The organism is Nonomuraea sp. K271 (genome assembly GCF_009908215.1).
Lineage (GTDB): Bacteria > Actinomycetota > Actinomycetes > Streptosporangiales > Streptosporangiaceae > Nonomuraea > Nonomuraea longispora.
Genome location: NZ_JAAAHR010000076.1, coordinates 1 through 20,483, shown reverse-complemented (window position 1 = coordinate 20,483; position 20,483 = coordinate 1). Strand labels below are relative to the sequence as shown.

Genomic DNA, 20,483 nt, shown 5'->3' with positions numbered 1-20,483 from the left:
CGCGGCGGCGATGTTAGCCTCAAGTACGTGCTAGGCGCCGGGACGACGCTCAACGATCGCTACGTGCTGACCGGCCGCCTCGGCGGCGGGGGCATGGGCGAGGTGTGGCGTGCCGACGACACGGTTCTCGGCCGCACGGTGGCCGTCAAGGCGCTCATGCCGGTCCTGACGGAAAACCCGTCCTTCGTCCAGCGTTTCCAGAACGAGGCCAGGGCCATGGCCACGCTCCGGCATCCCGGCGTGGTCGACGTCTACGACTACGGCGTCAGCGAGGTCGACGGCCGCCAGGTGAGCTTCCTGGTCATGGAATACGTGGCGGGCGAGTCGCTCGACCACGTGCTGCGGCGTGGCGCGCTCGGCCCGGAGGCCACCATGCGGCTGGTCGCCGAGGTGGGCGACGCGCTGGCGGCGGCCCACGCGCAGGGCATCGTCCACCGCGACGTCAAACCGGCCAACCTCATGATCAGGCCGGACGGCGGCGTGGCGCTCACCGACTTCGGCATCGCCCACTCGGCGTCCACCGGGCACCTGACGGCCACGGGCACGATGCTCTGCTCGGCCGGCTACTGCGCTCCCGAGATGGCCACGAGCAGCGACGTGACGCCCGCGGTCGACGTCTACGCCCTGGGCGTGGTGGCGTACGAGTGCCTGACCGGGCAACTGCCGTTCCAGGGTGACACGCCCGTACAGATCATCTTCAAGCACCTCAACTCCCCCATCCCGCGCCTGCCCGCCGACGTGCCGGCGGGGCCGCGGCAGGTGGTGGAGCGGGCGCTGGAGAAGACGCCCGACGCACGCTGGCCGTCGGTCGCGCTGATGGCCGAGGCCGCGCGCACGGCGATGATCTCGCCCGCCACGCTGCCCGTCCCGCGCCGCCGCCGCACGATGCGGGCGGTGCTCACCATCGCCGCCGCGGTGGCGGTGTCCGCGGCGGTGGCGGGTTTCGTCTGGCTGCGTCCCTCGGCGCCCGCCTCGGTGGGCCGGATGGAGCCGCCGGCCGCCACCCCCACGGTCACGGAGACCTCGCCGTCGCCGCCTGCCACCGCGAAGCAGCCGCTTGCGCCGGCCACGCGCACCTCCAGCCCCAGGCCCTCGGTCTCGAAGACGACGGTGCCGACGCCCACCGCGACGGTCACCGCCACCGAGACCGAGACGGAGACACCGACGGTCTCGCCGACCACGCCCCAGCCGGAGCCGACCGAGGAGCCGACGACCGACGAGCCCGAGGAGCCGACGTCGGAGCCCACGATCTCCCGTCCGCCCCCTCCGGGTGAGGTCCAGTGTGTCCGGGCTCCGTGCCCGTGACCGGCCTCCGGCGCCGTCCTTAGCGGCTCGCCGAACATGAGAAAGTCTTCGCGTGGACTCGACTCGTGACCTTTTCGTCGCCCTTGCCCGTCGTTACGCCTTCGCCGACCTCGGTGCGCTGGCACCCGCCGCCGACATCGCCGAGGCCTGCGAGTTCGGTCAACGGCTGCTGTCGCTCGACGCCGAGGACTTCGCGGCCGAGGCCAGGGTGGTGCCCGCCGACCTGCGGCGGCGCGCGCGAGCGTGTCACATGCCGCAGACCCCGCGCGAGCAGCCGCGCGGGGCGCTGGAGTCGCTGCGGCCCGCGTACGAGCTCCTGTTGGAAGTGATCTCCGTACGGTGGCACCGGCGTGAGCTGAGCCCGATGATCGCCGCGGTGCACATCGCCAGCGAATATCTGCCGCTGCTGGCCTTCGAGCCGCAGCTCGGCCACGCGGGCGACCCCGCCCGCTGGCCCGAGGGGCTGAGCGTGGCGGGCAGCCGGTTCGGCGTCATCGGCGACCGGGAGTGCGACCACACCAAGCCCGAGCAGTCGGCGACCAACCGCACGCTGCGGGTCTCCTCCGAGCCGGCCGAGGGTTGGCGGGCGTACTTCGACCGCCAGCACAGCCAGGTCGCCGGCGCGCTCGCCGTGTGCGTCGCCGGCTGCCGCAACCCGTGCACGGCCATGGACTGGATCGAGCCGGAGCCGCGGGCCGGCCTCCAGGTGCGCGCGCGTACGGCGCTGGCCTTCGCGGAGACCCCGCTCGTCCGGCTGCGCCACGCGGCGCCGGTGGGGCACGGGTTCGGGGTGCCGTCGCCGGAGGAGGTGCTCGACGCATGGGAGCGCAGCCGGGCGGCGCTCGACAAGAACACCGTCGGGACCGCGGCGCTGAAGGACGACGGGTTCCCGCTGCCGGGGCTGCCCGCGCTGTTCTCGGCCGTCGCCGACGCCCCGATCGAGCCGGCGACCCTGCTGCACGGGGTGAGCGAGCACATCGTCGGCCTGCTCGAACGCGGCTGATCCTCTCGGCATCAGCGGCGGGCCGCGGCCTGCTCCGCGAGGGCGGCGATGCCGTACAACAGGCCGCCCACCAGGTCGCCCACGCTGAACGAGGTGGCCATCGACATCGCCGTCAGCCGGCAGGCGCTGTCGGGCAGCCGGAGCCTCGCGACGTCGCCGGTGACGATCTCCAGCGCCCGCCCCACGGGATCCACGAAGATCACCACGGCGTTGCCCGCCTCGTCGCCCAGGGCGGCGTGCAGGCGCTCGGCGAAGTGCCGCCGCGGACCCTCCGGCTCGCCGATGAACAACCCCAACCGCAGGCCGCTTCGCCGTTCGGCGGCCTGCACGGCCTTCCTGAGGTCGTCGGCCTGTGGAGCGGTCAGTCCGCGCATCGTCACCTCACCACCCCGCGGACGCGCCGCCGACGCGCCCGCCGGGCTCGGCCGTCTCGGCGGCGGCCACCCAGTCGTGCTCGGGAACGTCGGTCCATGGCGCCACCCGGTCGGCCAGCACCAGCTCGGACGTGCTCACCCCGCGCTCGCTCCTGGACGGCCCGCCGATCCACACCGGCCACGATCTCGTACGGCGCTGCTGAGCCCGGCCCGGCACCATGACCAACAGGCTGATCAGCACGAACAGCCCCATGGACACTCCGATGAGATAGAGCAGAATCTCCGCCGCGCTGTTCACACCCTGACCGTAAACCGCTGCGGCGGGTCCGGCCAGACCCGCCGCGGGGTGTCCGGCGGATGCGGCGGGTGATCGGTACGTCCCCGCGTCACGTTAGGATCTTCAAGGGCCCCTGGGCTTCTCTAGAGAAGAACGTAAGACATACCCGGAAAACACGCGTGGAACACGATGAGCTGGGCCATAAAACTATGGACGCGGCAACACTAGGAATCGATCGAAACCCCGGGCTACGGTGAGTGACGTGGACTCCGACATCCAGCGAGAAGACGGTCACAACTCGTCACCCATCTGGGTGAGCGACAAGCCAGAGAGCGAGCAGACCGCCGCCGCGAAGCCTTCGGCGCCCACCTCCACATACGCGCCGGTCAAGCGCGTGTCCGCGCGCAGCCTGATGGAGCAGCCGCGGGTCCGACGGCTGCGCAACCGGGCGCTTCTGGCGGTGGCCGTCGGCCTCGTCGTGGGTTTCCTCGTGGGCGACTGGCGGGCCGGTGTGACCGCGGGCGTGCTCGCGGCGATCGCCGAGGCGGTCTACCGGGCGCGCTCCAACTCCTCCGTGCCCGCGTGGCGGCGCACATCCGTGGCCGAGCGCCGCACCGAGGCGCAGTTGCGCAAGCTCGAACGCAACGGCTACCGCACACTGCACGCCAGGGCGATCCCGGACAGCGAGGCCCAGATCGACCACCTCGTGGTGGGCCCGACGGGCGTCTACGCGGTCGACTCCGAGAAGTGGGACAAGCGCCTGCCCGTACGCGTGCAGATGGGCAAGAAGCTCTTCCACGGGCCGTTCGACAAGAAGCCCCGCATCAACGAGGCCAAGTGGGAGGCGTCGCGGGCGAGCGAGCTGATCAGCCAGTCGTTCGGCCGCGAGATCTCGGTCGTGCCCTCCCTCGCCATCTACGGGCCGCAGGTGCCGTGGAAGATCATGACGATCCGCGGCGTGGACGTCTACCAGGGCGACCGCGCCCGCAAGTGGATCACCAAGCGGGAGCGGGCGCTGACCGACGGCGAGATCAACCGAATCTACGAGATCGCCGCCCAGGTGCTGCCCGCCCGCTACGGCGAGGACTGAGCACTTCCCAGCCGCCGGCTTCTCCCGTCGCCGCAGGCTGGACGCCCCTCTCGCGCGCTCCCGCCCGGCTTCGCCGTGCGCGGGCGCCCGGCAGCCGTCCGATCCATGGACAAGGCGTCTCAGTCGCCGGGCGGTTGGCCGTAACATGTGAGGACTTGCTAGCGACGGGAGAAGCGCGATGCCGGCCCTCAGGTCACGTACAGTCACCCACGGCAGGAACATGGTCGGTGCCCGGGCCCTGCTCCGGGCGACCGGCGTAGCCGGGGCCGACTTCGGTAAACCCATCATCGCGGTGGCCAACAGCTTCACGCAGTTCGTTCCCGGCCATGTGCATCTGCGCGAGGTCGGCGACGTGGTCGCGTCGGCCGTCAGGGAGGCCGGCGGCATCCCCCGCGAGTTCAACACGATCGCGGTCGACGACGGCATCGCGATGGGCCACGGCGGCATGCTCTACTCCCTGCCCTCGCGCGAGCTGATCGCCGACGCGGTCGAATACATGGTCAACGCCCACTGCGCCGACGCCCTGATCTGCGTGTCCAATTGTGACAAGATCACGCCGGGCATGTTGCTGGCGGCGTTCCGGCTGAACATCCCGACGATCTTCGTCTCCGGCGGCCCCATGGAGGCCGGCAAGACGCCGGGCAGGAAGCTCGACCTGATCGACCCGATGATCGCCGCAGCCGACGAGTCCGTCTCCGACGCCGACCTGCTGGAGATGGAGGAGGCCGCCTGCCCGACGTGCGGCTCCTGCTCGGGCATGTTCACCGCCAACTCGATGAACTGCCTGGCCGAGGCGATCGGGCTGGCGCTGCCGGGCAACGGCACGATCCTGGCCACGCACAAGGCCCGCAAGACGTTGTTCGAGGACGCCGGGCGGCAGCTGGTGGAGATCACCCGCCGCTACTACGAGGAGGACGACGAGTCGGTGCTGCCGCGCTCGATCGCGACCCGCGAGGCGTTCGAGAACGCGATGACGCTCGACGTGGCGATGGGCGGCTCCACCAACACGATCCTGCACATCCTGGCCGCGGCCCGCGAGGCCCAGGTCGACTTCGGCCTCAAGGAGATCAACGAGCTGTCGCTGCGGGTGCCGTGCCTGTGCAAGGTCGCCCCCGCCACCAGCAAGTTCCACGTCGAGGACGTGCACCGCGCCGGCGGCATCCCGGCCATCCTGGGCGAGCTCGACCGGGCCGGTCTGCTGCACCGCGACGTGTCCACCGTCAACGGCGGCACGCTCGCCGACCTGCTGGCCGGCTGGGACGTGCGTTCGCCGTCGGTCCTGCCGGAGGCGGTGGAGCTGTGGCACGCGGCGCCCGGCAACGTGCGAACCGTCAAGGCCTACTCGCAGGACAACCGCTGGGACTCCCTCGACCTCGACCGGGCGGAGGGGTGCATCCGCGACATCGAGCACTCCTACACCGCCGACGGCGGGCTGGCCGTCCTCTACGGCAACATCTCGCGTGACGGCGCGGTGGTGAAGACGGCGGGGGTCGACGAGTCGATCTGGAAGTTCAGCGGGCCGGCGGTGGTGTTCGAGGCGCAGGAGCAGGCCGTCGAGGGCATCCTGGGCGGGCGCGTCAAGGAGGGCGACGTGGTGGTCATCCGCTACGAAGGCCCCAAGGGCGGGCCGGGCATGCAGGAGATGCTCTACCCGACCTCCTTCCTCAAGGGCAGGGGCCTGGGCAAGGCCTGCGCGCTGGTCACCGACGGGCGTTTCTCCGGCGGCACGTCGGGGTTGTCGATCGGCCACGCCTCGCCGGAGGCGGCGGAGGGCGGCGTGATCGCGCTGGTCGAGGACGGCGACATGATCGACATCGACATCCCCAACCGGTCGATGGAGCTGCGGGTGACCGAGGCCGAGCTGGCGGCCCGGCGCGAGCGGCTGCTGGCCGAGCTGGGCCGCTTCCGCCCGCGCGACCGCGACCGGCCGGTGACCGTGGCGCTGCAGGCCTACGCGGCGATGACGACGTCGGCGTCCACGGGCGCCTCACGCGACCTGTCGCAGCTGTCGCCATAAGCACCACTCCTGTACGGCGGGCGATGGGTTCTCGCCTGCCGTACAGGTTTTCGAAAAATGTCGGTGGTCGTCCGTATTCTTTGGGTATGACGACAGTCGTGAAGCACGATACTCGCCCGCTGACGACCGCCGAGATCGCCGCCCTCGCCCTCTCCCTCGCCCACCTCGGAGCGGGGCCGCAGGCCGTCACCGCCAGGCGTGGCCTGCAGCACGCATTCGAGCACCTGGAGCTCGACGACGACGTCATCTCCACCACCCTCGCGACCCTCACCGAGCCGCTGCCCGTCGACGTCGCCTCCCGGGCCAGGCTCATGGCCGACGCCATCACCAGCCGTCTCATGGTCCGTCTCCACTACCGCGACGCCTACGGCACCGTCACCGCGCGCGACGTCGAGCCGGTGACCTGCCTGGTCCACCGCGAATACTGGTACCTCGTCGGCGTGTGCAGGATGCGCCGGGGCATCAGGGCGTTCAGGTTCGACCGCATCATCGCGGTCGAGCCCACGCTCACTCCGTCCCGGCCGCATCTCGCCGACCGGTTCCTGCCGTTCCAGCGCCGCAAGCGCGCCAGGGCCGCGTGAAAACCTTGCCGATCGTTTGACCGGCCGTGCCCCCGGCCGTTGGGCCGGGGGGTGGCAGGCTCCCGCACATGCGCGTACCAGGGGTCTCGTTCATCGCCGTTCTGCTGGTCGCGGCATCCGGGTGCAGGGGACCGTCCGCCGGCGCCCCGCGCCCTGCAGCCGCGCCGCAGCGGCCACCGGCCGGCCACGTCGTCGTCGAGAGCGCGCCGCCCGTGCCCGATCGGCGTGCCCTCGACCGCGTGCTCAGGCGTTATCTGCGCGGACGTCCCGGCCGGGCGGCGCTGGCCGTGCTCGACCGGACCACGGGCGCGCGCTACTCCTTCGGCGAGACGAAGCCGTTCATGCTGGCCAGCGTGGCCAAGATGGACATCCTGCTGGCCTTCCTGCTCGGCAAGCAGGGGGAGCCGCCGAGCCGCTACGAGCACCGGCTGGCCTCCCGGATGATCCGTGAGAGCGACAACGACTGCGCCCACGAGCTGTACATGACGATCGGCGGCCAGGACGCGCTGACCAGCGTGCTGCGCCGGCTCGGCGTATGGCACACGCGGCCCGGCCCCGGCCTGTCCTGGGGCTCGACCCGCAGCCGACCGTCCGATCAGGTGGAGGTGCTGGACCGGCTCACCGACCCCGGCGGGCCGGTGCCGGCGGCCGGCCGGCGCTACGCCCTGCGGCTCATGTCCTCGGTGACGCCGTCGCAGGCGTGGGGCGTCAGCGCCGCGGCCGGCGGGGGCGGGGCGGCGCTGAAGAACGGGTGGCTGCCCGCCGACGTCCACGACGGGCTGTGGACCGTCAACAGCGTGGGCCTGCTCGACGTGCACGGGCACGAGGTGCTGGTCGCGGTGTTGTCGGAGCGCAGCCCGGACATGCGGACGGGCATCGGGACCGTCGAGCGGCTGGCCAGGCTGGCGGTGAACGCGCTCACCCGGCCGGGCACCACCGTTGGCGCGTGACCTACCCAGGACGCCACCGTCGGCGCCGCGGGTGCGCGACCTTCCTAGGAGCAGCAGCCGCCGCCGCAGCAGCCACCGCCCGTCTGGGGTGCGGCAGCGCCGCCCGTCATGGAGACCGTGGACAGCAACTTCACCGTGTCGTCGTGGCCCTCGGGGCAGGTGGCCGGGTCGTTGGAGGCCGACATGGAACGGGAGACCTCGAAGGTGGAGCCGCAGGCGCGGCAGCGGAAGTCGTATCGCGGCATAGAAGGAGTTTACCGCTGCCGGACGCCGCCCGCCGGGGCCGCCGCACCGCCGCACCCGGGCCGGGCCGGGCCGGGGCGCAGTGTCAGGTCGCGCCCCATTCACGTGACGGGGCTTCGGCGTCAGTAGGTGAGGTGGGCGTAGTCGGACACCGGTTCGTAGCCGATGGCCTGGTAGATGGAGTTGCTCGTGGGGTTGCCCAGGTCGGTGAAGAGCACGACGTGGTCGCACCGCTCGGACAGGCCCGTCAGGCTGGTGAACGCCGTCACGGCGGCGCCGTAGCCGCGCCTGCGGCACGAGGGCGGCGTGTAGACGGGGCCGATGCGGCAGACCCCACCGGCCGCCGGTGAGAGCCCGGCCAACGATACCGGCGTCCCGTCCGCCTCCCACACGAACAGCTGCCGGCGGGCCAGCCGCTGCGCCACCCGCTCGGCCAGGTCTCCCTCGGACATCTCCACCTCGTCGTGGAACGCGTGGTACCAGCTCACCAGCAGCGGGAAGTCGCCGGGGACGGCGATCCTGCCCCGACCCCGCACGTCGGGGACGGTGAGCGTGCCGAGGCGGTAGAGCCGCTCCGACACCACCCTGCGGGGCGTGCCGAGCAGCCGCATGGCCTCGGAGGTCACCTCGACGGGGCCCACGAGCGCGGGCAGGTCGCGATCGAGCGCCTCGACCAGGGGTGCGACGGCCTCGACGGGCATCGCGAAGAGGCCTACGGGATGCGGCGGGGTGCGGAAGACCGCGCCGCGAACCTCGCCGTCCACCGTCCACCAGCCGAAGAGCGGGTCCTTGGCGGGCATGCCCGCGCGCAGGTTGGCGAGGACGGTCAGCGGGACGGTGTTGCGCACCGGGTCGCCGAGCAGGAAGGGCTCGGCGACCGTGGCGTACTCCTCAACCTCTGAGGTGAAGGTCCACATGCCTGCTCATGTTGTCAGGCCGGGAACCCCCATCAAAACCGTCAGGCCGCGGCCTGGAGGTAGGGCGCCCACTGGGGGTCTCCGACGAGCGACGCGCCGATGAGCCTCCAGTGGGCGCCCCGTGGCACCGCCGGGCTGACGCGAAGCGTCCACCCCAGCTCCTCCAGGTATTTGTCGGCCTTCCTGTGGTTGCAGGTCGTGCACGAGGCGACGCAGTTCTCCCAGGTGTGCGTGCCTCCCCTGGAGCGCGGGATGACATGGTCGATGGTCTCGGCCCGCTGCCCGCAGTAGGCGCAGCGGTAGTCGTCGCGCCGCATGAGGGCGGCCCTGGTCAGGGGGATGCGCGACCGGTACGGGATGCGAACATATCTGCGGAGCCTGATCACCGAGGGGACGTCGAGCGTACGGCTGGCGGAGCGCAGCACGGCGCCCCTGCCGTCGCGGTGCACGACGTCGGCCTTCTCCCGCAGCACCAGAACGATGGCCCGGTGCAGCGACAGGGTGGTCAGCGGCTCGTAGGTGGCGTTGAGCAGCAGGACTTGGCGCATCATGGGGCCTCTCCCCGCCGCGCGCGTATCAAAGGGGACATGCCGCGGCATGTCCCGGCTGTCGGCCCCTCCTGGGGCACTCGTGCTTCCGTCACGTGGACCTCCGCCGGACGGCCCAGCGGATGGTCACCACGGCACCGTCCTGTCACCAAGTCTGGCGTTTGCACCGTGGTCCCCGCCACCCCAAAACCGTTCGGCGGACTGACTGAAGGGACGCACGGTACGTTTTATGCCCGCTCGACCAGCGCTTTACGCATCCCCGTTGGCATAGGGTTCCTGGCATGACGCGAGAGCCGTACCCGACCGCACGACGCGAAGAAACCACTGACAACCTGCACGGAACACCCGTGCCCGACCCCTATCGGTGGCTTGAGGAACCCGATGGTCCCGAGACCAAGGGGTGGCTGCTCGCGCAGGCCGAGCTGTTCAACCGGGAGCGGGGCCCGCAGCGTTTCAAGAGCCGCATCGCCGAGTTGCTGAGGTCGGGCTCGGTGGGCGTGCCCGCCTGGCGCGGCGGGCGCCACTTCTTCTCGCGCCGCACCCCCGACCAGGAGCACCCCGTCTACTACGTCGTCGAGCCCGACGGCACCGAGCGGGCGCTGATCGACCCCATCGGCATCGATCCCTCAGGCCTGACCACGCTCGACGCGGTGCAACCCGACAAGGAGGGCCGCCTGCTCGCCTACCAGATCTCGGTGGGCGGGAACGAGGAGTCGGTCCTCTACGTCATCGACGTCGCGACGGGGCAGCGCGTCGAGGGGCCCATCGACCGCTGCCGCTACTCCCCCGTCGCCTGGCTGCCCGGTGGAGAGGCGTTCTTCTACGTGCGCCGGCTGCCGAGCACCGAGGTGCCGGAGAACGAGACGCAGTTCCACCGCCGCGTCTACCTGCACCGTGTCGGCACCTCGACCGAGGACGACGTGATGATCTTCGGACAGGACCTGAAGATGACCAACTACTACGGCGTCGCGGTCTCGCGTGACGGGCGCTGGCTCCAGGTGTCGGCGCACGAGGGCACCGCGCCGCGCAACGACATCTGGCTGGCCGACCTGACGGAGTCCCCCGTCGACCGGCCTGAGCTGCGGGTGGTGCAGGAGGGCGTGGACGCGCAGTCGGCGCTGGTGTTCGGCCGCGACGGCTTCCTCTACGTCCACACCGACCGTGACGCGCCCCGGGGCAGGGTGTGCGTCGCCGACCCGGCCGCGCCGGCGTTCGAGACCTGGCGCGACCTGATCCCTGAGGACCCCGAGGCGGTGCTGAGCGACTTCGCGATCCTCGACGACCTGGAGCGCCCGGTCATGCTGGTGGCCTGGACCCGCCACGCCATCAGCGAGATCACCGTGCACGACCTCGAGACCGGCGAGCGCGTCGGCGAGGTGCCCACGCCGGGTCTCGGCACCATCGGCGGCATCGCCGAGCGTCCGGAGGGCGGCCACGAGGCGTGGTTCGGCTACACCGACAACACCACGCCGCCCACCATCCAGCGTTACGACGCCCGCACGGGCGAGACCACGCTCTGGGCCGCCTCCCCCGGCGCGGTGGAGGTGCCGGAGGTGCGCACCCAGCAGGTCGTCTACCAGTCCCACGACGGCACGGACGTCCGCATGCTGATCATCTCTCCGGCCGGAGAGGCCTCCGGGCCGCGTCCCACCATCCTCTACGGCTACGGCGGCTTCGGGCTGTCCATGACGCCCGGCTACTCCGCCTCGATCCTGGCCTGGGTGGAGGCGGGCGGCGTCTACGCCATCGCCAACCTGCGCGGCGGCGGCGAGGAGGGCGAGGACTGGCACCGCGCGGGCATGCTGGCCAACAAGCAGAACGTGTTCGACGACTTCCACGCGGCCGCCGAGCACCTCATCGCCACCGGCGTCACCACCAGGGAGCAGCTCGGCATCTCCGGCGGCTCCAACGGCGGCCTGCTCGTGGGCGCCGCGCTGACGCAGCGCCCTGAGCTCTACTCCGCCGTCGTCTGCTCCGCGCCGCTGCTCGACATGATCAGGTACGAGAAGTTCGGGCTCGGCGCCACCTGGAACGTCGAATACGGCTCGGCCGACGACCCGGAGCAGTTCGGCTGGCTGCGCGCCTACTCGCCCTACCACCATGTCAAGGAGGGGGTCGCCTATCCCGCGACGCTCTTCACCGTCTTCCAGTCCGACACCCGCGTGCACCCGATGCACGCCTGGAAGATGTGCGCGGCGCTGCAGCACTCCACGACGAGCGAGCGTCCCGTGCTGTTGCGCAACGAGACGGAGGTGGGCCACGGCGCCCGCTCGGTGAGCAGGACGGTCGACCTGTCGGCCGACTCGCTCACGTTCCTGGCACGGCACACCGGCCTATAGCCTCGACACCATGAGCGCGCTGGGGGTGGCCATGGTCGAGACCGCCCCCAGCGCCCTTCTGCGCCCCTACGTGACGCGCCTGTGCGCCTACAGCGAGCGCTACGCCGAGCCGGTGACCAGACGTGAGGTGGCGATGCCGGGGGCCGTGCTGATCCTGGGCTTCGGCACGCCGATGGAGGTCCAGGGGCAGCGGTTCTCGGCGTTCACGGGCGGGCTCGGCGACCGCTTCACCGTCACGCGCACGACGGGTCCGGCGGAGGGCGTGGAGGTGTTCCTCACGCCGTTCGGGGCACGCCGACTCCACGGGCTGCCGATGCGGCAGTTGACCAACCGGGTGGTGCCGGTCGGCGACGTGCTCGGGGCGTGGGGTGACACGACGGTGAGCAGGCTGGCCGAGACGCCGTCCTGGCACGACCGGCTGGCGCTGACCGACCGGCTGCTGTGCGAGCGCATCCTGTCCGGCCCTGAGCTGGGTCCTGAGCTGCCGTGGGCGTGGGCCAGGCTGCTGGAGTCGGGCGGCGGCCTGAGCGTGTCGTCGCTGGCCGAGTCGCTCGGCTGGAGCCATCACCATCTCGTCGCCCGCTTCCACGACCAGATCGGCCTCACGCCGAAGACGGCCGCGCGGGTGATCAGGTTCGGCAGGGCGGCGCGGCTCCTGCGATCGGGCTGTTCCATCGCGCAGGTGGCGGCGGAGTGCGGCTTCTACGACCAGGCCCACATGAACAGGGAGTTCCGGGTCCTGGGCGGCACGACGCCCGGTCAGATTTGTCCAAGACCCGGGTCCGCGCAGCGGGCACCCTTGGACGTATGAGCAGAACCGTCTACGCACAGGCCAGATACCACGACTGCCAGGCCGCGCTCGACTTCCTGATCTCCGCGTTCGGGTTCGGGGTGCACGAGGTGGCCAAGAACGACGAGGGCGCCGTCGCCCACGCCGAGTTGCTCGTCGGGGACGACATCATCATGATCGGCCAAGGCCGGCCCGGCGGGCCGGGCATCTACGTCGCGACGGACGACGTCGACGCCCATCATGACCGGGCGAAGGCCGCCGGGGCCGGGATCACCATGGATCTGGTGAACCAGCCGTACGGGTCGCGCGAGTACGCCTGCACGGACCCGGAGGGCAACACCTGGTACTTCGGTACCTACCGGCCCTGACAGGTTCTGTCGGTGGCGCCTGCCACGATCCGGGGCATGACCAACGATCCGCTCGCCCCCTACCGCTGGCTCCAGGCCGCCGACGGCGACCCGGCCAACCCCCTGGGCGACATCTTCTGCGTGTCCTTCTTCCGGGGGCTCGGCCCCGCCGAGGTGCTGCGCCGCTTCGACCCTGCCGGGCCCGCCGGCCGGGAGACGAGCTTCGACGAGCTGGGCGAACAGGTCCTCGCGTTCGTCGAGGAGACCGACGGCGGTGACGGCGGCGGCCACGTCGGCGTGGTCCAGGCGGGCGAGTGGTGTGTGGCGATCGAGTTGTGGGGCTGGACGGCGGCCCTGACGGAGGCGCTGACGCCGCTGTCGAAGGGCTGCGAGGTGGTGGTCGTCTCGCGGCACGACTACGCCGAGGACGACTTCTCCTACGCCGTCGACGGCGCCGTCGTCACCACCTTCAGGCCGATCATGCCGAGCGAGCGGCACGGCAGCGACCTCCACCGGCTCGACGCCCTGATGCGCGAGGTGGGGCTGACTCCCGAGGAGGCCGCCGACGGCTGGGAGGCCCAGTGGCACGACATGTCGGCCAACGGCCTGGCCCGCGCGTTCCTCCTGGCGGCCCGCATCACCGGGGTGGAGTTCACCGCCGGCCTGCTGGCGGGCCCGCTGCTCGTCGGCGCCATCGGCGAGTTCTAGGAGCGCTCAGCGGGGGAAGACGACGGTCTTGTGCCCGTCGAGCAGCACGCGCTGCTCGGCGTGCCACGTGACCGCCCTGGCCAGCGCCACGCACTCCACGTCACGCCCGATGGCCGCGAGGTCCTCGGGCGAGTGGCTGTGGTTGACCCGGGCCACCTCCTGCTCGATGATCGGCCCTTCGTCGAGGTCGGAGGTCACGTAGTGGGCGGTGGCCCCGATCAGCTTGACCCCGCGTTCGTGCGCCTGGCGGTAGGGCCTGGCGCCCTTGAACGACGGCAGGAACGAGTGGTGAATGTTGATGGCCCGGCCCGCGAGCTTCTCGCACAGCTCCTCCGACAGCACCTGCATATAGCGGGCCAGCACCACCAGGTCGACCTGATAGTGCTCGACCAGCGCCAGCACCTCGGCCTCCTGCCTGGCCCTGGTCTCGGGCGTGATCGGCAGGTGGTGATAGTCGATGCCGTGCGCCTGCGTCAGGGGGCGCAGGTCGGGATGGTTGGAGGCCACCGCGACGATCTCGATGTCGAGCGACTTGGCCCGCACCCGGTAGAGCAGGTCGTTCAGACAGTGGTCGAATCTGCTGACCATGATCAGCACCCGCGGCCTCCTGGCCACGTCGCGCAGCCTGAACTCCATGGCGAAGTCGGGCGCGAGCGCGGCGAAGGCGCTGGTGATCTCGTCCTCCCCCAGCGGCCCGGCGAACTGCACGCGCATGAAGAACCGCCGCGCGGCCCTGTCGCCGAACTGCTGGCTCTCGATGATGGTGCAGCCGCGCGCGGCCAGCAGGCCGGAGACGGCGGCCACCACACCGGGCCGGTCGGGACACGACAACGTGACAATGTACTCGGCGTACTCGGCGGGATCGGTCATGCCTTCACCTCCGCGGGGCGTGGGGTCTGCGGGCGCCTTGCGGCCGGTGTGGGCAGCGTACAACCGGGGCGACCACGCCCGAGAGTACCTACGTGACCGGGTTCGGAGTGTGCGGTCGGGAGTGGCGAAGTGTCCGGTCACCAGCGGTTGAGCAGGGGTTGACCTCACGGACCTCAGCCAGGCGAACACCCTGATACCTGGAGCTTCACCCAACTTCCACACGAACACGGGTAGTTCATGTTCATCGAGGAAAGACTGTATGCGGGGGTCACGGGGCAGTCGTCTTTCCGCCATGAGTGCCGTGAGTGGATCGAGCGGGCCCCGCCCTGGCAGGGCGGGCCGGGATGGAGCGCTTGCCGTTGGACGCCGTCGTGCTGATCGTGGTCGCGGGTCTGTTCGCCGTCGTCTCCGGGGTCAACGACGGCGGCGCCGTTCTGGCGACGGGGCTCAAACTGCCCACGGTCCGCCCGGCGACCGGCGTGCTGGTGCTGGTGCTGATGGTGGCGCTGGTCCCGCTGCTCACGAACCAGGTGGCGCTGACCTTCGTGACCAGGCTGGCCACCTTCGACGAGCCTGGCGGGCGGCTCGCGACGACGTGCGCGGTGGTCTCGTCGCTGGTCGTGGTGACGGTGCTCAGCGCGAAGGGTCGGCCGACCAGCCTCACGCTCGCCATCGTGGGCGGTCTTACCGGCGCGGGGCTGGGCTGGGGGCTGCCGGTCTCGGCCGGATCGGTGGGCCTGGTGCTGGCGTTCGGGCTGGCGGCCCCGCTCGTCGGAGGGCTGCTGGCCTGGGCGCTCATCAGGGCCCTGGTCTCGGTGACCACGGCTCGCGGGCTGCCGCGCTGGCACTGGGCGGGGTTCCTGCTGCAGACCCTCGCGTACGCGGCCAACGACGGGCAGAAGATGCTGGCCGTGTTCATGATCGCGCTGGGCTTCTCGGATGCGCCCCTGGCGTACACGTCGCTGGTGGCACTCCTGTTCGGTCTCGGCGCCCTGTACGGCCTGCCCAAGGCGGGCCGTACGCTCGGCCGCGAGATCATCGCCTCCCGGCCCCCGCACGGAGTTGTGGCCGAGCTGGCCGCGGGCACGGCGGTGGTCGCCTCCGCGGCGGCCGGCATGCCGGTGAGCATGACCCAGGCCATCGCCGGCGGGCTCATCGGCGCGGGCGTCGCCCAGGGCGGCGGCCGGGTCCGCTGGTACGCCGCCGTCAAGATCGTTGTTGCCTGGTTGCTGACCCTGCCGGCGAGCGGGCTGCTCGGCTGGGTGCTGGCGTCGATGGTAAAGGGGATCGCGAGCGTGGAACTGTCATGAAAGGGAGGGCGAACGGTGGAGCGCGGTTGCGCATGGAAGGCGGCCGGGCGGTGAGGCGGCTGCGGCGGATCCGCGACCTCATGACCGGCCGGATGGACAGCGCGCTGACCGAGGCGCTGCTCGGCCAGCTGGAGGCCACCAAGGAGGGCGCCTGGCTGGCCATGGCCATGATCGGCGGAGAGGTGGGCAGGACGGGCGCGCACGAGCAGATGCGCGCGATCGAGCACCTCGGCGACGAGGAACGCGCCCGGCTCGTTGACGAGCTCAAGACCGCCCTGGTCACGCCCATCGACCGGGAGGACCTGTTCAGGCTGTCACGGTCGATCGACGACGTGCTCGACTCGTTGCGGGACTTCGTCCGCGAGTCGCATCTCTACCGGGTGCCCGACCAGATCCGTTTCACCCCGCTGCTCGACCAGGTCATCGTCGGCATCGACGCCCTGGAGAACTCCGTCCGCGACCTCGCCTCCCGGCCCTCCGCGGTGGTGCAGGACGCGTTGGAGGCGAAGAAGGCGGGCGGGGCCATCCGGCGCATGTACCAGTACGAGATCTCGCGGATCTTCTCGGGAGAGCTGACCGCGGACGCGATGAAACAGCGGGAACTGGTGCGCCGGCTGGAGATCGTGGGCGTGTCCATCGGCGACGCGGCCGACGCGATCGCGGACGGGGCGATGAAGCGGTGAGGCGCCGCCCATGACGAAGACCGGCACTGATCTTCCCGCGGTTGGTTGCCCGGCCAGGCGCCGCCGGGCTCAACTGTGAACATGCCCGGAGTACGGCCTCGCGTGGCGGTCACTCGCCTTCCCGTGAGTGATCGTCTCCTGAGTGGCATGCTCGGACCGTACGTCGAGTGGGTGCCCAGCCGGACGGCCGGGAGACCGGCGTGGACGGCCGCGTTACCCAGTGGCGGCGCGGGCGGCTCGAACGGCGACTCAGACGGCGGCTCGCCGGGTACCTGCGCGACCAGACGTACTTCGTGCCCTACCCCGACGGGCCGCGGGACGCCTTGTATAGTCTCGTCCCGGATGAACACCGAGGACACCAGTGACCGCCCCGCGGCGCGCGTCGTCTGTCTCGACCGTGACGGCCGGGTCCTGCTCATGCACTGGTACGACCCGGTCGGCCGGACGGACGTCTGGGAGCCCCCAGGCGGCGGTATCGATCCCGGCGAGACGGCGCTGGAGGCGGCCAGGCGCGAGCTGACCGAGGAGACCGGGCTGCCGGGCTCGGCCGTGGGCGGCAGATGTGTCGAGGTCGGACGGGACTTCACATGGCTCGGCGTACGGTACGTCAAGACGGAGCCTTTCTTCCTCGCGGTGTTCGACGAGGTCCGTCCCGAGGTGGTCCCGAAGGAGCTGACGGAGGAGGAGCAGCACGTCTTCCGCGGCTATGCGTGGGCCGAGGAGCTGCCTGAGGGGGTCGAGCCTCCCCTGCTGGCCGGGGTCGTGGCGGCGCTCACGGCAGATCCACGGTGACGCCCGCGGACGCGAGTGCGAGCGGGCCGTCGTACGACGTGGCGGCCGCCTCAAGGGCGAGCTCGGGCGGGGTGTCCGGCCACAGGTGGGTGAGCAGCAGCCGGGCCGCGCCGGCCGACGCCGCGGTGCGGCCCGCGTCGAGAGCGCTGGACAGGTAAGGCGCGTCCTCCTCTGGCACCCGTTCCGGATAGGTCGCTTCTGCCACGAGCAGGTCCGCGTCCCTCGCCAATGCCACCAACGAGCCGGACGGGCCCGTGTCGCCGGTGTAGGCGATCACCAGGTCCCCGGCGCTCAGCCGCAGCCCCGCGTTGGGCACGTGGTGCGGCAGGTCGAACGCGTCGAGACGGAACGGCCCGAGCTTCTGCGGAACTCCGGGCGCCAGGTCGTGCGCCACGAAGCTACCGGCCAGCATGCGCCGGTCCAGCGCCAGGACGAGGTCGAGCGCGCCCGGCGGAGCGTGGACGGGCAGCGGAGGAGCGGGCCGGCCGGCGAGCGCGCGGGCGCGCAGCAACGGGTTGAGGTCGGCGCAGTGGTCGGGGTGGCCGTGGGTGACGATCACCGCGTCGACCTCGCCGGCCGGCCACCGCTCCAGCAGCCGGGGCAGCGTGGCGTAGCCGGGGTCGACGTAGACCAGGAAGCCCTCCTCCTCGACGACGTAGCCGCTGCACGCCTGACCCGCCGCCGGCCAGGCGCCGCACCCGCCCAGCACCGTGAACCTCACGCGTCGCCCCCCGGCGAGTGGCCCAGTTCCGCGAGCGTCGCCGCCAGCAGCCCGCGCAACAGCGCCCCGGACACCTTCTCGTGCTCGGCCTCCACTGACAGCCCCTCGTTGACCTGTTCCTGGTAGACCGCGCGTTCACGCGGGCCGGTGTAGGGCAGCGCCGTCAGCGCCACGGCCACAGTGGTGCGCGTGCCGCCCCTGGGCGGGACGGTCACGGCGTGCGTGCGCAGGCAGGTCTCGTCGGGGGCGCCGTACCAGCCGCACTTGACCGCCGCTTCCGGCGAGCGCGCCGCCTCGCGCGCGCCGAACGTCTGCGGTCCCTCGACCTGCCGCATCCACTCCATGACGGTGGCCGCGGCCGGATCGCCCGCCGCGCCGGCCTGGGCGAGCACCGCGTACGCGGTCGCGACCTCGTCGGCGGCCACCTCGACCGAGCCGAACCTGGACGGGTCGCCGTTCGGCGGGGACCAGGCCACGCCCGTGCGCCGGCGGATGTCATCGAGGATGACGCCGGGGCCGATGGCCAGCCACAGGCTGAGCGTGTCGGCGTTCGACGAGATGACGACGGCGGGCTCGGCGTGGCGGCGCCACCGCTCGGCGTCGACGACGTGGTCCGCGCTCACCCACGCGTACAGGGGCTTGAGCAGCGAGGCGCAGCGCAGGCGCGCCATGCCCGACCTGACGCTCACCTGGCGGGCGGGCGGCCCGCCGTAGCCGCGCCTGATGCCCGCGGCCTGGACGCTGGCGCTGACATCGAGGTCACGGAGCAGTTCGTTGAACGACACGCACCCCACCGTAGACCTACGGCGCCTTGCCCCATCGTCCTTCGTACCACTCGACGCTCGGTGGGTTCCCTGGCAGCCGGGTGGCGCCGGGCGCGCGCAGGCCGTCGAGGGCGACAGTCAGCAGGCGTTCCCTGACCTTGCGGTGCTCCTCGTCGGGCGGGCCGGGAGCCGGGCGGCTGAACTGCTCCATGAGCAGCGAGATGTCCAGCGCCGTCACGTCGCTCCTGAGGACGCCCGCCTCATGCGCCCTGGTGACGAGCCGGTCGGCGGTCTCCTCCGCCAGCCTGGCCAACCGCCACATCTCGGCGGTCACCTCGATGGTGCCCGCGATGGGGGCCAGCGCTCCGGAACGGAACTCCACGCACGTGCGTATGTACAGGACCAGGCCGTCCCACGGATCTGTCTCGGCCAGCCCGTCCTGGGCCGCCGCCACGGCACGCTCCATAGCGATCAGGCACAGGCGCTGGAGCAGCTCCTCCTTGGTGCGGTAGCGGCGGTAGAGGCTGCCCATGCCCACGCCCGCCGCCTTGGCGATGGCCGAGACGGGCGCGTCGAAGCCCTGCGTCGTGAACACCTCGTGCGCGGCCCGCAACAGGCGCAGGTCGTTGCGTGCCGCCTCGGCCTGCCGGCCGCGTCTGTTCATGGGGTCCAGAATATTGCGGAGCGCAGCGCTCCGTTACACTGGACGCAGTGAAATGCTCCGATAGGGAAGGTTGTGGCATGCGCGCGGTGGTGGTACGGGAGTGCGGCGGGCCGGAGGCGCTGGTCCTGGAGAAGGTGCCCGACCCGGTCCCCGGGCCCGGGCAGGTGCTGATCGAGGTCATGGTGGCGGGCATCACGTTCGTGGAGACACAGGTACGCGCCGGACGCGGACCGTGGCCTGCCGAACTGCCCGCGATCCTGGGCAACGGCGTGGCGGGCGCCGTGCTCTCCACCGGAGAGGGCGTCGACCCCGCGCTGGCCGGCACTCGGGTCGTGAGCACGCTGGGCGGCTACGGGGGTTACGCCGAGCTGGCGGTGGCCGGCGCCGATGACCTCATCACCCTGCCGGAGAACCTGTCGCCCGAGGCGGCGGTGGCGCTGCTCGCCGACGGGCGCACCGCCGTCGGCCTGGCGACCGCCGCCGCGCCCAGGCCCGGCGAATGGGTGCTGGTGGAGGCCGCGGGCGGCGGCGTGGGCAGCCTGCTCGTGCAGCTCGCCCGCGACGCGGGGGCCCGCGTCGTCGGCGCCGCGAGCAGCGCCGCCAAGCGCGACCTCGCCGCCGGCCTGGGCGCCGAACTGACCGTCGACTACACCGACCCCGACTGGGCGCGGCTGGTCCGCACGGCCACCGGCGGGCTGGACGTGGTCTTCGACGGCGTCGGCGGCGAGATCGGGACGGCCGCGCAGGGACTGCTCAAGGACGGCGGCAGGCTCAGCGTGTACGGCATGGCGGGCGGCCCGATGACGACGCCCGACCCGCGCGTGACAGCGGTCGCCTGGCCCGCGACGGACCTGCGCGAGCTGTCCCGGCAGGCACTCGACCTGGCCGCGACCGGTCGCCTGCGGCCTGTCATCGGCGCGACGTTCCCGCTGGAGTCGGCAGCCGAGGCGCACGCCGCCATCGAAGCGCGCGCCGTCACCGGCAAAACCCTCCTCCGCCCCTGACCGCCGCCCGATCGCCCGCCCATGCCGCCGCGTAGGTCTCGACGCGGTCACGGTTGCCGCAGCAACACGGCGGCCCTGAGGGCTCGGCCGCCGACCACCCAGGGCGTCGCGGGGCCGGCATGGTCGTCCTCGCGGGGGAGCCTTGTCAGGCGCCGTAGCGCACCACGACCACGACCAGCGCCACGG

The 20,483-nt window shown here is 71.8% G+C and carries 23 protein-coding genes; 14 read left to right on the top strand and 9 right to left on the bottom strand.

Annotated elements, in window-relative coordinates:
* Positions 1-27 precede the first annotated feature (27 nt).
* Positions 28-1,305 carry a serine/threonine-protein kinase gene (locus GUY59_RS24970; RefSeq protein ID WP_138202129.1) on the top strand — a complete coding sequence of 426 codons (1,278 nt, stop codon included), beginning with the start codon at positions 28-30 and terminating at the stop codon, positions 1,303-1,305.
* 52 nt (positions 1,306-1,357) lie between these two features.
* Complete coding sequence (locus GUY59_RS24965; protein ID WP_138202128.1) at positions 1,358-2,308, top strand: hypothetical protein; 951 nt, start codon at positions 1,358-1,360, stop codon at positions 2,306-2,308.
* Between the two features lie 11 nt (positions 2,309-2,319).
* On the opposite strand, the gene GUY59_RS24960 is transcribed toward GUY59_RS24965, so the two are convergent.
* Positions 2,320-2,682, bottom strand: coding sequence for a DUF5130 family protein (locus GUY59_RS24960; RefSeq protein WP_236667470.1), 363 nt, complete (start codon positions 2,680-2,682; stop codon positions 2,320-2,322).
* A 7-nt stretch (positions 2,683-2,689) separates the two neighbouring features.
* Positions 2,690-2,980, bottom strand: a complete 291-nt coding sequence (locus tag GUY59_RS24955; RefSeq protein ID WP_132333016.1) for a hypothetical protein — start codon at positions 2,978-2,980, stop codon at positions 2,690-2,692.
* Between the two features lie 241 nt (positions 2,981-3,221).
* Here GUY59_RS24955 and GUY59_RS24950 point away from each other — a divergent pair, with 241 nt between their 5' ends.
* The 4 genes from GUY59_RS24950 (at position 3,222) to GUY59_RS24935 (ending at position 7,597) form a co-directional block, all read left to right on the top strand.
* Entirely contained in the window at positions 3,222-4,049 is an 828-nt protein-coding gene (locus GUY59_RS24950) for a nuclease-related domain-containing protein (RefSeq protein ID WP_138202127.1), read from the top strand.
* A gap of 178 nt (positions 4,050-4,227) precedes the next feature.
* Entirely contained in the window at positions 4,228-6,066 is a 1,839-nt protein-coding gene (gene ilvD, locus GUY59_RS24945) for a dihydroxy-acid dehydratase (protein WP_138202126.1), read from the top strand.
* An 86-nt stretch (positions 6,067-6,152) separates the two neighbouring features.
* Positions 6,153-6,647, top strand: coding sequence for a helix-turn-helix transcriptional regulator (locus GUY59_RS24940; RefSeq protein WP_171055440.1), 495 nt, complete (start codon positions 6,153-6,155; stop codon positions 6,645-6,647).
* Between the two features lie 68 nt (positions 6,648-6,715).
* Positions 6,716-7,597, top strand: coding sequence for a serine hydrolase (locus GUY59_RS24935; RefSeq protein WP_138202125.1), 882 nt, complete (start codon positions 6,716-6,718; stop codon positions 7,595-7,597).
* A gap of 44 nt (positions 7,598-7,641) precedes the next feature.
* Here GUY59_RS24935 and GUY59_RS24930 read toward each other — a convergent pair whose 3' ends face one another.
* The 3 genes from GUY59_RS24930 to GUY59_RS24920 all read right to left on the bottom strand — a co-directional run bounded on the left by GUY59_RS24930 (position 7,642) and on the right by GUY59_RS24920 (position 9,305).
* Positions 7,642-7,842, bottom strand: a complete 201-nt coding sequence (locus GUY59_RS24930) for an FmdB family zinc ribbon protein (protein WP_132333020.1) — start codon at positions 7,840-7,842, stop codon at positions 7,642-7,644.
* Positions 7,843-7,962: 120 nt separating this feature from the next.
* Positions 7,963-8,757 carry a GNAT family N-acetyltransferase gene (locus GUY59_RS24925; protein WP_138202124.1) on the bottom strand — a complete coding sequence of 265 codons (795 nt, stop codon included), beginning with the start codon at positions 8,755-8,757 and terminating at the stop codon, positions 7,963-7,965.
* A 41-nt stretch (positions 8,758-8,798) separates the two neighbouring features.
* Positions 8,799-9,305 (bottom strand): HNH endonuclease, encoded by a 507-nt coding sequence (locus GUY59_RS24920; protein WP_132333030.1) that lies wholly within the window; start codon positions 9,303-9,305, stop codon positions 8,799-8,801.
* Between the two features lie 281 nt (positions 9,306-9,586).
* On the opposite strand from GUY59_RS24920, the gene GUY59_RS24915 reads away from it, so the two are divergent.
* The 4 genes from GUY59_RS24915 to GUY59_RS24900 are packed head-to-tail and all read left to right on the top strand — an operon-like array spanning position 9,587 to position 13,489.
* On the top strand, positions 9,587-11,644 hold the full coding sequence (locus GUY59_RS24915; protein WP_138202123.1) for a prolyl oligopeptidase family serine peptidase: 2,058 nt from the start codon (positions 9,587-9,589) through the stop codon (positions 11,642-11,644).
* Positions 11,645-11,654: 10 nt separating this feature from the next.
* The gene (locus GUY59_RS24910; protein WP_138202122.1) at positions 11,655-12,455 is read left to right on the top strand and encodes a helix-turn-helix domain-containing protein; all 801 of its coding nucleotides are present in this window, start codon (positions 11,655-11,657) and stop codon (positions 12,453-12,455) included.
* Positions 12,452-12,802 (top strand): VOC family protein, encoded by a 351-nt coding sequence (locus GUY59_RS24905; protein WP_138202121.1) that lies wholly within the window; start codon positions 12,452-12,454, stop codon positions 12,800-12,802. Before GUY59_RS24910 ends, GUY59_RS24905 begins: the two co-directional genes overlap by 4 nt.
* A 36-nt stretch (positions 12,803-12,838) precedes the next feature.
* Positions 12,839-13,489 (top strand): DUF6461 domain-containing protein, encoded by a 651-nt coding sequence (locus GUY59_RS24900; protein ID WP_138202120.1) that lies wholly within the window; start codon positions 12,839-12,841, stop codon positions 13,487-13,489.
* Positions 13,490-13,495: 6 nt separating this feature from the next.
* On the opposite strand, the gene purU is transcribed toward GUY59_RS24900, so the two are convergent.
* Positions 13,496-14,359, bottom strand: coding sequence for a formyltetrahydrofolate deformylase (purU, locus tag GUY59_RS24895; protein ID WP_138202119.1), 864 nt, complete (start codon positions 14,357-14,359; stop codon positions 13,496-13,498).
* Positions 14,360-14,718: 359 nt separating this feature from the next.
* Between purU and GUY59_RS24890 the strand changes: the two genes are divergently transcribed.
* The 3 genes from GUY59_RS24890 to GUY59_RS24880 all read left to right on the top strand — a co-directional run bounded on the left by GUY59_RS24890 (position 14,719) and on the right by GUY59_RS24880 (position 17,144).
* A complete protein-coding gene (locus GUY59_RS24890) occupies positions 14,719-15,669 on the top strand; it encodes an inorganic phosphate transporter (protein WP_138202145.1) in 951 nt (316 codons plus the stop codon).
* Positions 15,666-16,352 carry a DUF47 domain-containing protein gene (locus GUY59_RS24885; protein WP_236667468.1) on the top strand — a complete coding sequence of 229 codons (687 nt, stop codon included), beginning with the start codon at positions 15,666-15,668 and terminating at the stop codon, positions 16,350-16,352. Before GUY59_RS24890 ends, GUY59_RS24885 begins: the two co-directional genes overlap by 4 nt.
* 342 nt (positions 16,353-16,694) lie before the next feature.
* On the top strand, positions 16,695-17,144 hold the full coding sequence (locus tag GUY59_RS24880; protein WP_138202118.1) for an NUDIX domain-containing protein: 450 nt from the start codon (positions 16,695-16,697) through the stop codon (positions 17,142-17,144).
* Here GUY59_RS24880 and GUY59_RS24875 read toward each other — a convergent pair.
* Genes GUY59_RS24875 through GUY59_RS24865 form a run of 3 tightly spaced genes read right to left on the bottom strand, consistent with a single transcriptional unit; the run spans position 17,125 to position 19,293 of the window.
* The gene (locus GUY59_RS24875; protein WP_138202117.1) at positions 17,125-17,865 is read right to left on the bottom strand and encodes an MBL fold metallo-hydrolase; all 741 of its coding nucleotides are present in this window, start codon (positions 17,863-17,865) and stop codon (positions 17,125-17,127) included. The genes GUY59_RS24880 and GUY59_RS24875 overlap by 20 nt on opposite strands.
* Entirely contained in the window at positions 17,862-18,650 is a 789-nt protein-coding gene (locus tag GUY59_RS24870) for a hypothetical protein (RefSeq protein ID WP_138202116.1), read from the bottom strand. Before GUY59_RS24870 ends, GUY59_RS24875 begins: the two co-directional genes overlap by 4 nt.
* Before the next feature lie 16 nt (positions 18,651-18,666).
* Positions 18,667-19,293 (bottom strand): TetR/AcrR family transcriptional regulator, encoded by a 627-nt coding sequence (locus GUY59_RS24865; protein ID WP_236667467.1) that lies wholly within the window; start codon positions 19,291-19,293, stop codon positions 18,667-18,669.
* Positions 19,294-19,370: 77 nt separating this feature from the next.
* Between GUY59_RS24865 and GUY59_RS24860 the strand changes: the two genes are divergently transcribed.
* Entirely contained in the window at positions 19,371-20,297 is a 927-nt protein-coding gene (locus GUY59_RS24860) for a zinc-binding dehydrogenase (protein ID WP_161714673.1), read from the top strand.
* Positions 20,298-20,483 lie beyond the last annotated feature (186 nt).